This is a genomic window from Robertmurraya sp. DFI.2.37 (assembly GCF_029211245.1).
Lineage (GTDB): Bacteria > Bacillota > Bacilli > Bacillales > Cytobacillaceae > Robertmurraya > Robertmurraya methanolica_A.
In genome coordinates this window covers 16,051-31,586 of sequence record NZ_JARGEJ010000052.1, presented here as the reverse complement: position 1 = coordinate 31,586, position 15,536 = coordinate 16,051, and the positions used below count along the sequence as shown (strand labels likewise).

The 15,536-nt window shown below is 38.7% G+C and carries 14 protein-coding genes; 2 read left to right on the top strand and 12 right to left on the bottom strand.

Annotated elements, in window-relative coordinates:
• Positions 1-141: 141 nt before the first annotated feature.
• Entirely contained in the window at positions 142-291 is a 150-nt protein-coding gene (locus tag PZE06_RS20360; protein WP_191963274.1) for a hypothetical protein, read from the top strand.
• Positions 292-1,615: 1,324 nt separating this feature from the next.
• On the opposite strand, the gene rpsR is transcribed toward PZE06_RS20360, so the two are convergent.
• From rpsR to PZE06_RS20330, 6 genes are all read right to left on the bottom strand, one after another.
• Positions 1,616-1,858 carry a 30S ribosomal protein S18 gene (gene rpsR, locus PZE06_RS20355; protein WP_019157210.1) on the bottom strand — a complete coding sequence of 81 codons (243 nt, stop codon included), beginning with the start codon at positions 1,856-1,858 and terminating at the stop codon, positions 1,616-1,618.
• A gap of 45 nt (positions 1,859-1,903) precedes the next feature.
• The gene (gene ssb / locus PZE06_RS20350) at positions 1,904-2,413 is read right to left on the bottom strand and encodes a single-stranded DNA-binding protein (protein WP_095314733.1); all 510 of its coding nucleotides are present in this window, start codon (positions 2,411-2,413) and stop codon (positions 1,904-1,906) included.
• Between the two features lie 164 nt (positions 2,414-2,577).
• Complete coding sequence (gene rpsF / locus PZE06_RS20345; protein WP_191963273.1) at positions 2,578-2,868, bottom strand: 30S ribosomal protein S6; 291 nt, start codon at positions 2,866-2,868, stop codon at positions 2,578-2,580.
• A 332-nt stretch (positions 2,869-3,200) separates the two neighbouring features.
• Complete coding sequence (gene ychF, locus PZE06_RS20340; RefSeq protein ID WP_150917284.1) at positions 3,201-4,301, bottom strand: redox-regulated ATPase YchF; 1,101 nt, start codon at positions 4,299-4,301, stop codon at positions 3,201-3,203.
• 131 nt (positions 4,302-4,432) lie between these two features.
• Positions 4,433-6,457, bottom strand: a complete 2,025-nt coding sequence (locus tag PZE06_RS20335) for a molybdopterin-dependent oxidoreductase (RefSeq protein WP_150917286.1) — start codon at positions 6,455-6,457, stop codon at positions 4,433-4,435.
• A 156-nt stretch (positions 6,458-6,613) separates the two neighbouring features.
• Entirely contained in the window at positions 6,614-6,811 is a 198-nt protein-coding gene (locus PZE06_RS20330) for a DUF951 domain-containing protein (protein ID WP_095314737.1), read from the bottom strand.
• Between the two features lie 319 nt (positions 6,812-7,130).
• Between PZE06_RS20330 and yyaC the strand changes: the two genes are divergently transcribed.
• Positions 7,131-7,760, top strand: a complete 630-nt coding sequence (yyaC, locus tag PZE06_RS20325; RefSeq protein WP_150917288.1) for a spore protease YyaC — start codon at positions 7,131-7,133, stop codon at positions 7,758-7,760.
• 132 nt (positions 7,761-7,892) lie between these two features.
• On the opposite strand, the gene PZE06_RS20320 is transcribed toward yyaC, so the two are convergent.
• From PZE06_RS20320 to mnmG, 6 genes are all read right to left on the bottom strand, one after another.
• Positions 7,893-8,600: a DUF554 domain-containing protein gene (locus PZE06_RS20320; RefSeq protein WP_150917291.1), complete on the bottom strand. Its 708-nt coding sequence runs from the start codon at positions 8,598-8,600 to the stop codon at positions 7,893-7,895.
• Between the two features lie 202 nt (positions 8,601-8,802).
• Entirely contained in the window at positions 8,803-9,663 is an 861-nt protein-coding gene (locus PZE06_RS20315; protein WP_150917294.1) for a ParB/RepB/Spo0J family partition protein, read from the bottom strand.
• A complete protein-coding gene (locus PZE06_RS20310) occupies positions 9,656-10,417 on the bottom strand; it encodes a ParA family protein (protein ID WP_150917297.1) in 762 nt (253 codons plus the stop codon). The genes PZE06_RS20315 and PZE06_RS20310 overlap by 8 nt, the downstream gene beginning before the upstream one ends.
• A 1,294-nt stretch (positions 10,418-11,711) precedes the next feature.
• Entirely contained in the window at positions 11,712-12,587 is an 876-nt protein-coding gene (gene noc, locus PZE06_RS20305) for a nucleoid occlusion protein (RefSeq protein ID WP_150917341.1), read from the bottom strand.
• A gap of 251 nt (positions 12,588-12,838) precedes the next feature.
• Positions 12,839-13,555, bottom strand: a complete 717-nt coding sequence (rsmG, locus tag PZE06_RS20300) for a 16S rRNA (guanine(527)-N(7))-methyltransferase RsmG (protein ID WP_150917302.1) — start codon at positions 13,553-13,555, stop codon at positions 12,839-12,841.
• 79 nt (positions 13,556-13,634) lie between these two features.
• Positions 13,635-15,524 carry a tRNA uridine-5-carboxymethylaminomethyl(34) synthesis enzyme MnmG gene (gene mnmG / locus PZE06_RS20295; RefSeq protein WP_150917305.1) on the bottom strand — a complete coding sequence of 630 codons (1,890 nt, stop codon included), beginning with the start codon at positions 15,522-15,524 and terminating at the stop codon, positions 13,635-13,637.
• Positions 15,525-15,536: the final 12 nt, after the last annotated feature.

Below are 15,536 nucleotides of genomic sequence, written 5' to 3'. Positions count from 1 at the left end.
CTCCACTGCAAGTATGAACTATGATCATTTTACAGTGATAGGTTGATATTTTTTGCTGGTATATTTGGGTAAATAAGCGTTTCATCTTATCAAGCAAAAACTGTACACTTTATTCTAGCAGTCACAAGAAGGCGATCCAATATGGCTGTGGCTACAATTGTGGGAGCAATTACCGCTGCAGGAGCAGTTGAGGTATTAGCTATAAGAATGTACAACACTTCTAGCTCTGCACATGGTAATATTCAACGTGCATATGAAATTCTTGGGACAATATCACATCAAGCATATTAAAATAAGATTTAATTTTAGGAACCCTTTCTTTAATTAAGAAAGGTTCCTATTTACATAAGAATAAGATATACTTTTGAGTACAATTAATATAGCATAATTAGAAAGTGGTGAATTTAATTATGTTAATTATAGACATACTTTTTCGTCTGTTTTCATTGTGTTAATTCTATTCCTACTTATTGAAAAGAAGAGGAAAAAAAGTGAAAAGTTCCTGTTCTATTTTTGTTTATTAATATTTTTTTATCTATTAGGCACATAATATTTGATCAATTTTGGTGTTTTAACATGCTAAGAATTGTGATAAACATACTGAAAATTTGCTAATTCTAGTAAACCTAATTGTATTCTGACACTACCATATTCTACTAAATGATGGACAGTGAGAAGAGATTTTTCCTAAGTAATATTGGTGTTCAAGTATAGAAGTGGAACTTGCTGAGTTCCACTTCTTAAAATCAAAAATATAATATTGTTTTAATAACACTAGTAACTTTTTTATTAATGGCAATCATTCCATATGATTTTGAAGCTGCATTTATTTTTTCTACCATGTAGTATAACTCTTTGTCATTATTCAGGAATAGGATTTGTATTAACTCTTTTTATTTTTCCTTACTTATAACTTTCCCCAACTCTACCAATTGTTTGATAAGAAACTAATAGAATAAGTTTTTGAAGACAATGTAGCTTTGAAAAATTATTAAAAGAATAGTGATAATATCCCAAATCAAATCATTGTTTCTTCGCTCGATTATTTTGTAATAAACCCTCTAATTGCTTCAAGATAATTTTTAATAGTAAAATGGCTCATACTTACTTTAATAATATAGCTAGTACAAGGATAATGTACTAATTCTACATTCTAAAGGGAATGTAATATAACTCTAATTATACCTGTAACTGCCAGCTCTTTAAAAACACCAGAAAGATGAATAATTATATCTATCTAAAATACCAGTTTCTTTTGTTAGTTTTTCTTTTATCTCTTTTTCTAAGCCACCTCAAGTAGCCACTAATAGTATTGGGTGATATCCCCTTTTATTCCAACATGGTTGTAAAGTTTAAGACTTCTGGAACAATCCTCCATTCAAGATCTACTAATACCATTGAAGATTGTGTTTTTTCAACCCTCATTTCTTCTCCCCCCATTAGCGAGAGGAATAAAATCCCTCTCCTCTCGGCTAAACTTACATATTATACCAATAACAATAATTACAAGACCTAGTCTCACATCCTAAAATGTAAGATATATCATATTTAATTAATATTAAATATAAAAAGGCAGTTTAGAGATAATTCTCCAAACTGCCTTTTTATTATTACATTATTCTCCAGTAACATATGGAAGTAATGCCATTGTACGTGCACGCTTGATCGCAACAGTTAATTTACGTTGGTATTTAGCGTTTGTTCCAGTCACACGTCTAGGTAAAATCTTTCCGCGTTCAGAGATAAACTTTTTAAGTAAATCTACATCTTTATAATCGATGTGAGTGATTCCGTTTGCTGTAAAGTAACAAACTTTACGGCGCTTAGCGCGGCCGCCTCTGCGTCCTCCACCTGCCATTATATTTCCCTCCTCTTTTACATGTTAGGTCATTGCTGTACCGAATTAGAACGGAAGATCATCATCTGAGATATCGATTTGTCCTCCACCAGCAAATGGATCCTCGTCAATTCGTGTATAGCCTTGGTTATTGTTATTGTTTTCACGGAATGGTTGATTCTGATTGCCACTACTGCCATATGGGTTCCCTTGTTCCCTCTGACCGCCAAATCCCCCTGGATTTCCTCCAGAAGCATTCTTAGGCTCTAGAAACTGTACACTTTCAGCTACAACTTCTGTAACATAGACGCGTTTACCATCTTGTCCTTCATAATTACGGGTTTGAATACGTCCATCAACACCAGCAAGGCTACCTTTTTTCAAAAAGTTCGCCACGTTTTCTGCAGGACGACGCCAAACGACACAGTTAATGAAATCAGCTTCTCTTTCACCTTGTTGATTTGAAAAAGTTCTGTTCACAGCAAGGGTAAAAGTAGCAACAGGAACACCATTTGGTGTATATCGCAAATCAGGATCTTTCGTTAATCGTCCAACGAGAACTACACGATTCATCATCAGAATCAACCCCTCTCCTCTTCAATTCCTACATTCATACAACGTCCTTCTTTTAAGCATTTTCATACGTTAATTGGAGGAGTGTATAAAAAAGGATGCGGTTTTTCGCAACACCATACAAAAACCGTTGTTCAATGTTCCACGTGAAACATTTCTATATCAAATTACTTTTCATCTTTAATTACGATGTGGCGGATGATATCTTCGTTAATTTTAGCTAAACGAGAGAATTCTTCCACAGCTGCTGCATCAGCGTTAACTTTAACGATATGGTAGTAACCGTCACGGAAATCATTGATTTCATAAGCAAGACGACGCTTACCCCATTCTTTTGATTCAACTACTTCCGCTCCATTTTCAGTAAGGATGCCGTCAAAGCGCTCAACAAGTGCTTTTTTAGCCTCATCTTCAATATTTGGGCGGATGATGTACATAATTTCGTACGCTCTCATCACATTCACCTCCTTTTGGACTAACGGCCCTTTTCATAAAGGGCAAGGAGCAATATTCATTACTCACAAGAAGAAATTATACCATATATATGTAGCAAACACAACAGCTGGAATCATATAATAAAAAATTGAATTTATCCTGCCTGTAATTTTTCTATTAAGTGGTCCCCTCGTGAACTAAATATGAGGATTACTCCAACTTTTCCACAAGGTTGCGAGGATTTGGCCATTACGTGCTACGATTTTTAAACCTGTTGGACACTGGAAGGCAAAAAAGAGCACCCGATTGGATGCTCTTCCCAGCTATCATAAAAGGACAACCTCTACAATGAAGATTATACGTTAAAGCGGAAGTGGATAATATCTCCGTCCTTGACTACATAGTCTTTTCCTTCAAGGCGCACTTTGCCAGCTTCCTTTGCGGCAACCATATTTCCTGCTGCGAGCAAATCATCGTAAGAGACTGTTTCAGCCCGAATAAACCCTCTTTCAAAATCAGAGTGGATAATGCCCGCACATTGAGGTGCTTTCATGCCTTTACGAAAAGTCCAAGCACGAACCTCTTGAACACCAGCAGTAAAGTACGTCGCTAGACCAAGCAAGTGATACGCAGCGCGAATTAATTGATCCAAGCCAGACTCTTCGATGCCCAACTCCTCCAGGAACATTGCTTTTTCTTCCCCTTCGAGTTCTGCAATTTCGGACTCAATTTTAGCACAGATTACAATTACCTCTGCATTGTCTCCGGCAGCAAAGTCTCTAACCTTTTGAACGTATTCGTTGGAAGAGGGATCTGCTACATCGTCTTCCCCTACGTTAGCCACATAAAGAACAGGCTTAATGGTTAATAGATGCAAGCCTTTCGCAATTTTCAATTGTTCTTCAGAAAAATCAACCGTTCTTGCAGGTTTTTCCGCTTCAAATGCATCCTTTAGCATTTCTAACACTTCAAGCTCTGCCACGGCTTCCTTATCTTTTTGTTTTGCTAATTTGCCAACACGACCAATCCGTTTCTCAACAGATTCAAGATCAGCTAAAATAAGCTCTAAATTAATTGTTTCAATATCATCCAATGGATCAACTTTCCCTGAAACATGGGTAATATTCTCGTCCTCAAAGCAACGAACAACTTGGCAAATGGCATCCACTTCGCGAATATTAGCCAAAAATTTATTCCCTAGCCCTTCCCCTTTACTTGCTCCTTTCACAATTCCAGCAATATCTGTAAATTCGAAAGTAGTAGGAACCGTCTTTTTCGGCTGTACCAATTCTGTTAATTTTGTCAAACGATGATCTGGTACTTCTACAATCCCAACGTTTGGATCAATCGTACAAAATGGGTAGTTGGCTGATTCTGCACCTGCTTGTGTAATTGCATTAAATAAAGTAGATTTCCCTACGTTCGGTAACCCGACTATTCCTGCCGTTAAGGCCATCCAAAGTCACTCCTCATCACAATAAACTATTTATTCATTATTTTATATCTGTCTGTTCGACAAATGGATCATGCTAAAGTACTTAACCTTAACCAATTATAGAGAGTTACCGAATAAAAGACAAGAAAGTTCTAATTACCAGGTGCCCGCTCTACTAAGGAAAGATTTACTAAACAATCGTACAATGTACTTCCTAAACCGTTGTCCGATACTCGACTAGCCGTCAGTTGATTAACAGAGCCGCCATATTTTGCCCAGATACCTTCATCAATATTAATGACATTGGCATGTACGCCTTGTTCCAAAATACTCACATACCCTTTTATCTCCCCACGCCCATTCCAAACTCTGACATAATCTCCATTGCTAAGCTGCAAATCATCGGCAATATTCCTGGAAATCTCCACCTTCACCTTCGGCTCTGGTGTGATAACATGATAATGCTGAGAGTGATTGGAACGCAGTGGGTGAATCGTCAATAATTGATACGGATATTTTTCTGCAACGGAGGCATTCGTCCATTTTGATTCTCTTGGTAGAGCCAATGTTAACTTTCCTTCAAGCCCCTTTTGTGCAGCCTTTTGCGACGTGAATTCAAATTTCCCACTTGGAGTTTTAAAACGACGATCTTTCCATGGAATAGGATCGACTGGTAATTCAAGATGGGCCTTCTCCTTTAGCTTCTCTAGGGTAATCCCCTTTTCTTGCAACGCTCCAAAGCCCATTTTAATCCAATCTTCCCTTGTATAATTAAACTCCTCACCGAAACCAAGTCGTTTCGCTAATTCTGTCCAAATCCATAGATCCGAACGTGCCTCCCCAGGAGCATTGACAAGTTTTGGGCCATAATTAACATAAGCATGATACATGGAAGAATAATATATATCCTCTTCTTCAAAAGCTGTTGTCGTTGGCAACACATAATCAGCGAGTTCAGCCGTATCAGTCATAAACTGGTCAACTACAACAAGGGTGTCAACAGATGAAAAAGCTTTCTTCACTACATTTGTATCAGGAACTTGTGTCAGTGGATTTCCACAAGTAACAAAGATCATTTTGATTTCCGGATTTTTAGCAGCAAGAATTTGTTCCGCCTGTTCCATCATGGTGAAACTGCGATGCTGTTCCTTTTTGTCAGGCAAGATTAATGAAGCAATATTAAAGCTTTGCCCTACTTGCTTATGGGCATAATTGGCTCCTCCTCCAGCAATGCCTATGTTGCCACTAATCGCAACTAGTGCATCGAGGAGCCTAATGGTATTTCCACCATTTTCATAACGCTGCATCCCTAAACCGATAAGAGTAGCAGTTGGCCGATCACAAAATATCTTGGCTAGTTCCGTCATGCTCTCTTCAGGGACTTCTGCTAATCGAGAAAGCTCTTCTAGCGTTATTCCAGCTAATAATTCCTTTAGATCCTCAAATCCAACGGAATGATCTTCAATAAATGCCTGATCTTCCAAATTTAATCTAAGAATTTCCTTCATAATTCCTGCCGCTAAAAAACCATCCATTCCCGGCTTAACAGTAAGATGGAGATCGGCGATTTTCGCGGTTGCATTAAAAATTGGATCAATCACAATCAGCTTTGCGCCCTGTTTTTTTGCCTTCTGTAATGCTTGGTAGAGATGCATATTTGTTCTCGCGACATTTCTACCCCAAACGATAATGTTTTTACTATGGAAAATATCTTCAGGGGCATGGCTATAAGCATCTCCAAAATCCCAATTTTGCGCCTCTATACCGGAGCCCCAGCAAATAGAACCTATTAGCTCTGTGACACCGCCAAAACAATTGAAAAAGCGTTGATCGAGATTCTTTAATAACCCACCGTTCGCATAATCATGACTATGGAGAACCGCTGTCGAACCATGTTTTTCTTTCACCGCTTGCATTTTCTCAGCAATTTCTGTTAATGCTTGCTCCCAAGGAATTCTAGTAAACTGTCCATCTATCTTTTTCAACGGATATAGCAATCTTTCTCCAGAATTCGTGCGCTTCTCAAGCATCCGTCCTCGACCACAGATTTTTCCTTTCGTAATGGGATGAGACTCGTCTCCATCTATCTTTAATACTTTTCCGTCTTCCACTGTCACTTTAAAACCACAGCTGTCCCAGCAATTTAATGGACACGCAGACGCATATACCTTCGCCATTTTTCTCCCTCCATTCCGATCGTTTTTTTTGAATTTTATAAAAGAAAATTCCTATATGCAAATATTCGAATTCATAAATCGTGCCTACGACTATTGATATTGGAGGTAGCTTCTTGATTAGAGCTTCAATTTAATGTAGTAAAAAAAGCATAAAGATTACTCTTCATGCTTTACGAGGATCTTTTTCATTTTTCGCGAGAATTCTCTTCGAGGAATCAATACACTGTGGGAACAACCTTCACACTTAATTCGTATATCCATTCCTAAACGGATGATCTTCCAACGATTCGTTCCGCAAGGATGTGGTTTTTTCATTTCAACAATATCATTTAAGCCGAATTCCTTTTGTTCCAACGTGAATCACTCCTTTATCAACACCGTATATCATATCTTCAAATATCGACAAGCTTTTAACAGTATAACCATTGTAGCAATTTTTTCAGTTCGTTTGTAGTAGTTGTTTTTAAAAAATGTATTTGTTATATGTTGAAGCTGATATTTAAAACCTTCGTTTCACCGTTTATGAGCAATCAACAATTTGGGCAAAACCACAGTAAAGACCACTCTTCAGCTAGTATAAATCTCCTATTTCTAGCTTGTCCTAAAACTAGTACGTATACATTCGCTCAATGATCCGTATACTGTTACTACTATATTTGTAGGAGTGGAACCAATGAATCTTAAATCTAGCTTGTTTGATAAAAGCGGAAGCTCTGAGTCGAGAATTTTTTACGATGAGCAAAAAGCCTCTCAGAAGCTTGCCATTGAACTTGTCTCTATGTTACCCGTACGTATAGTGAATCGTCCAGTTGTCTTTGTTTGTATTGGTACCGATCGTTCCACTGGAGATTCGTTAGGTCCACTAATCGGAACTTTATTAGATGAAAAAGAAATTACCCCTTTCCATGTATACGGCACATTAGAAGATCCAATCCATGCAGTAAATTTAGAGGAAAAGATACAAGAAATTAAAGGGAAACATTTAGATCCAATTATTATCGGGATTGATGCTTGTTTAGGGAGATTAAAAAGTGTTGGTGTCATCCAAATTGGCGAGGGACCAGTAAAGCCAGGAGCCGGTGTAAAAAAAGAACTACCTGAGGTCGGTGATTATCATATCACTGGCATTGTGAATGTAAGTGGCTTTATGGAATTTTTTGTCCTTCAGAACACACGCTTAAATCTAGTCCTAAAAATGGCCAAAGTAATAGCAAACGCTATTTATGAGGCAAGCAGCACCTATCATCCTAACCATTCCTGGTCAAGCTTGAAAATGGATTGGGATCAAGAGCAAACCACATGAGAAAAAAGCAAATGGGCGAAACAGGAATCCGTTATATTCTTGTTTCAGCCCATTTTTTAAGCTTAGCTTTGAGATATGTTTTCGAGAAATCAAGGTTTTACACGAATCGTTTTATTAACAAAGCATTTCTTTTTAACTAACGTAATGCATTATGGTAACGATTAAGGCACATACAATAATCCCTGGCAAAAGATTAGCTACACGGATTTTTATGAGACCTAAAAGGTTCAATCCGATGGCAAAAATCATCACTCCGCCTGTTGCTGTCATTTCTACAATAAAACTATCCATTAAAGCCTGTGGAATAAAGCGATCAATTTGTGTAGCAAATGAGGCAATTGCTCCCTCATACAGCATCACAGGAATCGCCGAAAAGATCACGCCAATCCCCAAAGTGGTCGTTAATATAAGTGCCGTAAAACCATCGATGATTGCCTTCGTCAATAGCACATCATGATCTCCTCGAATACCACTATCAAGTGCGCCTATAATCGCCATTGCACCGATGACAAAAATTAATGTAGCCGTGACAAAGCCTTCAGAAATGCTTCCTTGACCGTTTCCTTTGCCAATCTTCGTTTCTAGCCAAGCGCCCAATTGATTAAGCTTGTCCTCTAATTTACAATATTCTCCTATAACAGCACCAAAAACAAGACTTAAAATAACAATTAAAAAATTTTCGCTTTTAAATCCCATTTGTAAACCCAGCACGACTACTGCCAAGCCAATGCCGTGCATAACAGTCCCCTTCATCCCTTCTGGAATTCGATGAAGAAGTTTTCCCAGCAGGGACCCTACTATGATCAATAATCCGTTAACAATCGTTCCTAACAAAAACATCTGCTTCTCCTAGTTATACATGTATTTCGATTTAGTCAAATTGGTACAAGTTTCAAGTTCTATCGTTTGTCCATAAATGAAATCGATTAGAAATAGCTGATTTTTAAGATGGTTGCATTAACTATTGATTTACTTTGATGCCACCGTCCTGCTAAATAACACCACTATCACTGTAAAAAAAATAAACCATCCATAGATGGCTTTATGAAGATTGATTTGTTTCTAATAATTCAAGAATTCTTTCTAAATCTTCGTTGGAGAAAAATTCAATTTCGATTTTCCCCTTCTTTTTATTTTTACTTTGTTTAATATGAACCGTTGTTCCGAATCTTTCACGAAGGAATGATTCCTGTGCACGAATAAAAACATTTTTTTCTGGCTTTGCCTTTTTTGTTTCACGTGGAACATTTTCATTTAAAGCCTGAATTAACTGCTCTAATTGCCGGACATTTAAACCTTCCTTCATCACCTTTTCAGTAAGTAACGGCAGCTTTTCTTTTTTTCTAAGACCGAGAAGCGCTCTACCATGTCCCATTGAAATCTTACCATCAGAAATAAGCTCTTGAATCTTTGCCGGCAAAGATAACAAACGGATATGGTTCGCAATATGTGGACGGCTTTTCCCCAGCCTTTTTGCCAACTGCTCTTGGGTAACATTAAGCTTTTCCATTAAAAGCTGATAAGCAGAGGCCTCTTCAATCGGAGTTAAATCTTCCCGTTGTAAATTCTCAAGAACCGCTAACTCCATCATTTGTTGCTCAGATAATTCCCGGACTACGACTGGAACTTTCTCAAGCTTCGCTTCCTTCGCAGCTCTATAACGTCTTTCTCCTACAACAATTTCATAGCCTTTAATACTTTTACGGACAATAATTGGCTGCAGTATCCCATGTTCTTGGATCGAATTCTTTAATTCTTCAATCGCTTCTTTATCAAAAATTTTTCGCGGTTGATATGGGTTGGGGCGAAGTTCTTTAACGCTAATTTCTCTTACTGCCTCATCTTTTTCAGGCTCCATATTAGCAAAAAAAGCATCCAAACCTTTTCCTAATCCTTTAGCCATGTACAGCCACTTCCTTTGCTAAATCTAAATATACTTCCGCACCTCTAGATTTCGGATCATAAATAATAATCGGCTCCCCATGACTAGGTGCTTCGCTCAAACGGATATTTCTAGGAATGACCGTTTGGTATACCTTATCTTGAAAGTACTTCTTCACTTCCTCAATAACCTGCAAGCCTAGGTTTGTCCGAGCGTCAAGCATGGTTAGCAGAACACCTTCGATTTTTAAGTCATGATTTAAATGTTTTTGTACTAGTCTAACAGTGTTTAACAATTGACTTAAGCCTTCTAATGCATAATATTCACATTGCACTGGAATCAGAACGGCATCAGAAGCTGTCAATGCATTTAAAGTAAGTAGCCCAAGTGAAGGCGGACAGTCAATAATAATATAATCATAACGTTCCTTCACTTCTTCCAATGCTCGCTTCAAACGAACCTCTCTTGAAATCGTTGGCACAAGTTCTATTTCTGCCCCCGCTAGTTGAATCGTCGCAGGAATTGCGTCTAAATTTTCCACTCCTGTTGGACGAATTACTTTAATCGCCTCAACATCCTCAACTAACACATCGTATACACATTGATCAATATCCGCTTTCTCAAGCCCTACACCACTTGTAGCATTTCCTTGAGGATCAATATCGACCATTAACACCTTTTTCCCTATATATGCTAAGCAGGCACCTAAATTAACAGAGGTAGTTGTTTTGCCAACTCCTCCTTTTTGATTTGCAATTGAAATAATTTTGCCCACGGTATCACCTACCTTCATTTCCATTCACGGTTTGTACTGATCATAAAAGATCAAAAATACATAAACTAGCAATCATGTATTCTATTTTATCATGAAAAAGAATTGAGAATCATTTTTTTTCATTTCCAAAATCTATTTTTACTTCAAAGGCACTAGTAAACGAGAAATTTTGGCTCATTTTATACTGATTCACTTTCTGTCAGCCTATCGTTAAGTTAGAGTAGTTTAAAAGCCGTGAAAAGCTTTTGCTTCACACGACGCTCGAGAACATATAATAGACAACTGCAAAAAATAAGAGAAATTCATACTGTCGACAAAATCCATCGAAAGGGCTCCCTATCGATGGATTTTGTCATTTTTGGACTGGAATTGCGCTAAAAACGTTGATTTCCTCTCCAGACGATTGCTTTCCGGGGGGCGTTGGTCATCTACTGACTTTTTCAGTGGTATTAATGGAGAGGTGTATTCGGACAGAACAAGGAAAGCGAGAAAGACCTTTGTCCGAATGAAAGGTGTATTCGGACAAAACAAGGAAAACGAGAAAGACCTTTGTCCGAATGAAAGGTGTATTCGGACAAAACAAGGAAAACGAGAAAGACCTTTGTCCGAATGAGAGGTGTATTCGGACAGAACAAGGAAAGCGAGAAAGACCTTTGTCCGAATGAGAGGTGTATTCGGACAGAACAAGGAAAGCGAGAAAGACCTTTGTCCGAATGAGAGGTGTATTCGGACAGAACGGGGAAAACGAGAAAGACCTTTGTCCGAATGAAAGGTGTATTCGGACAGAACAAGGAAAGCGAGAAAGACCTTTGTCCGAATGAGAGGTGTATTCGGACAGAACGGGGAAAACGAGAAAGACCTTTGTCCGAATGAGAAGTGTATTCGGACAGAACAAGGAAAGCGAGAAAGACCTTTGTCCGAATGAGAGGTGTATTCGGACAGTATTCCCCCAGGAGTCAAGCGCCTTCCGCTCCCATCAACTCGTTTGCACCCCCTAAAAGCGATGAATTTGATTGATATTGCCGATCTCTTCCTTCGTTGTCGTCGTGTACTTGAAGAACCTGCACTTGCGGGCAGCGATCACCATCCTAATACTCATCCTGCACATAATCATGCTTTCGGAAGAAACCATCTTTTGTTTGGAGACGAGTGTAGAAACGAGTGAAAATCAACCTACGCTATTTATTTAATTTTATTTTTAAAAGAAAGAAGAGTGTAGGCAAACTCGAAAATCTTCGAGTTTGTCTACACTCTGAGAGAAATTAAACGAAACGTTTAATTTCTCAATCAAAAGTTATTTTTTTTTCGGTATTTTTATCGTAAATTGATAATATTCTTCAAACTCTTCCTCTTCTGAGTCTAAGTTAATGCCGCTATCCGTCACCATTGATAAAGATTGCCTTATCGTATTAACCGCAATTCTCATATCTTTGCTAAACGCCTTCCTCTTAGGCTTAGCTTTCTCCTTCGGTTGCTCTAATAGCTTTACAACACGCTCTTCCGTTTGCTTCACGTTTAAATTTTTCTCAATAATTTCCGCGAGCAACTGCACTTGTTTTTCCGGATCCTTTAATGGAATAAGTGAACGCGCATGACGTTCCGTTATGACCTTTGCTAATAAGGCGTCTTGAACTTCTTGCGGTAATTTAAGCAAGCGAAGTTTATTCGCAATAGTGGACTGGCCTTTTCCCAATCGCTGCGCAAGAGCTTCCTGCGTTAAATTATGCAATTCTAGTAGCTTTCCATAGGCAATCGCCTCTTCAATTGGAGAAAGTTCCTCTCTTTGCAAGTTCTCTATTAATGCAATTGAAGCAGTTTCCGTATCATTCATTTGCTTAATGATGGCTGGGACACGATCCCAACCGAGTTTCTTCATTGCCCGCCATCTGCGTTCCCCAGCAATAATTTCAAACTTCCCTGCTTCATATTCCCTAACGACAATAGGCTGGATGATTCCATGCGTATGAATGGTTCGAGATAATTCTTCGATCTTCTCTTCATCAAAAACCGTTCTTGGCTGAAAACGATTTGGCACAATATCGTTTATGGGGATTTGCTCGATCATTTCTCTAACATTTTCCTCTACAAATTCAGAAGCTTCCCCTAAATCTGTCTCCATCTGGTCTTCCTTTTCGCCTAGGCCAAAAAAGCGTGAGAAAGATTGCTTCATCACCTTGCACCACCTTTACGAAACTCCGTAACTAATACATTCTCTATCAAAAGATTTATTCCTGCATATAATCTATCATAAGAATCAATTTCATAATGTGTTATCGTACTTTTCACTCATGCTTTCCTATAAAAATTGGATAATTGCAATTCATCAGTTAACATTATAAAACGGATTCACCCCACTAAAAATTATGCCACATTTCTAACAAAAAAGGTACTCCTCTGTTATGCAAAAGGCCCCATTACACATTATTCTATCGGCGTTTTATTTGGTATTCCTGGTTTTCTTGGATATTTTTTCGGGGTTGGCTTCTCTTTTTTTATTATGACGATATTCCTATCACTCTCTTCTATCGGCAATTGAAAGGAATGAAGCTTCTCGATTTTTCCGCCTAAAGTGGCAATTGCTTTTGTCCCTGCATCAATCTCTTCATTTGCACTTGCTGCTTTCATGGCAATAAACGTTCCACTTACCTTTACTAAAGGTAAGCAAAGTTCACTCAAGACGGAAAGGCGTGCAACTGCCCTCGCTGTAACAATATCATAAGCTTCTCGATGCTCTTTCTTTTGCCCGAATGTTTCAGCACGATCATGAATGAACTGGACGTTTTCGAGCTTTAATTGTTTGGCCAGATGCTCAAGGAAGGTAATTCTTTTATTTAGGGAGTCTACGATTGTAATCCTCAATTCTGGAAAGGCGATTTTAATCGGAATGCTTGGAAATCCAGCTCCCGCTCCTACATCACAAAGCGAAGCTGAACCGTTGAAATCATGATAAAAAGCAGCTGTAATGGAATCAAAAAAATGCTTTAAATACACCTCTCCTTTTTCCGTTATCGCTGTTAAATTCATCTTTTCATTCCATTCAACCAATGTGTGATAATATGTTTCAAACTGGGCCATCTGTTCGCTAGTAAGTGCAATCCCATTTGCCGACAGCCTTTCTTGAAATTCTTCTATTTTCATTCGTTATCCCTTCCTTACTCTGAAATCATCGCTTCTATGTAAAGAGTGGAACCTTACCAAGAGGTTCCACAATGTTTGTCTACTCGTTCGATACTTTAGCAATTTTCCCTTGCTCTAAATAAACAAGCAATATCGAGATATCCGCCGGATTTACACCAGATATACGTGAAGCCTGTGCAATTGATAGAGGAAGCACTTTTTTCAGCTTCTGTCTTGCTTCAGAAGCAAGGCCAGATATCGCATCGTAATCAATGTCGACCGGAATTTTTTTATTCTCCATTTTTTTCAAACGCTCGACCTGTTGCAGGGATTTTTCAATATACCCCTCATATTTTATTTGAATCTCCACCTGTTCTTTCACTTCATCATCAAGGGTTAATTCACTTGGAACGATTGATTCAATATGTGCATAAGTCATTTCAGGTCTTTTTAATAAGTCATTGGCTTTAATCCCATCTTTTAACTCACTGCCGCCTTGATTTTTAATAAGCTCTTGAACCTCTGGCTTCGGCTTAATAATGATCGATTTCAATCTTTCCTTTTCCGCCTCAACCGCAGCTTTTTTTGCTAAAAATTTCTCATAGCGTTCCTCGCTAATAAGCCCAATTTTGTAACCAATATCAGTAAGGCGCAAATCAGCATTATCATGTCTTAAAAGAAGGCGATATTCAGCACGGGATGTAAGCAAACGATAAGGCTCATTTGTCCCCTTTGTTACTAAATCATCAATAAGCACGCCAATATACGCATCAGAGCGGCTTAAGATCACTTCATCTTTACCAAGCGCTCTTCTCCCCGCATTAATTCCAGCCATGAGCCCCTGGCCAGCTGCCTCTTCATAGCCAGATGTTCCATTAATCTGCCCAGCTGTATAAAGATTTTTAATTTTTTTCGTCTCTAGTGTCGGCCATAATTGCGTTGGTACAATGGCATCGTATTCAATTGCATATCCTGCTCTCATCATCTGGACATTTTCTAGCCCTGGAATTGTATGCAGAATTTTTTGTTGAACATCCTCTGGTAGACTGGTTGAAAGGCCCTGCACATATACCTCTTGCGTATTCTTCCCTTCAGGCTCTAAGAACAGCTGATGTCGGGGTTTATCATTAAATCGGACTACTTTATCTTCAATGGAAGGGCAATAACGTGGCCCCGTCCCCTTAATCATTCCTGAATACATAGGAGAGCGATGCAAATTATCATCAATGATTTGATGGGTCTTCTCATTTGTGTACGTTAACCAGCATGGCAACTGCTCAGTTATATATTTTGTTGTTTCATAAGAGAATGCCCTTGGCACATCATCGCCCGGTTGTATTTCGGTCTTACTGTAATCAATCGTATGGCTATTTACCCGTGGAGGAGTCCCCGTTTTAAAGCGAACTAAATCAAAGCCCAATTGTTCAAGATGCTCGGATAATCTAATTGAAGGCTGTTGATTGTTCGGACCACTTGAATATTTTAGCTCCCCTAAAATGATTTCTCCGCGTAAAAAGGTTCCCGTCGTAATGACAACCGTTTTCGCAAGGTACTTCGCTCCTGTTTGTGTAATAACTCCTTTACATACATCATTTTCTACAATTAACTCTTCAACCATTCCTTGAACTAGGGTCAGATTTGGTTCATTTTCCATCGTTTTCTTCATTTCATGCTGATAAGCAAACTTATCCGCTTGAGCACGCAATGCTCGCACCGCAGGACCCTTGCCCGTGTTTAACATCCTCATTTGAATATAGGTTTTATCAATATTCCGTCCCATTTCCCCGCCAAGTGCATCGATTTCTCTTACGACAATCCCCTTAGCAGGTCCTCCGACAGAAGGATTACATGGCATAAACGCAACCATATCTAAATTTATTGTTAATACTAATGTCTTTGCACCCTGGCGTGCAGCAGCTAATCCTGCCTCTGCGCCAGCATGGCCAGCACCGATGACAATGACATCATAATTTCCAGCATCGTATTGCATCACGCTGCCTCC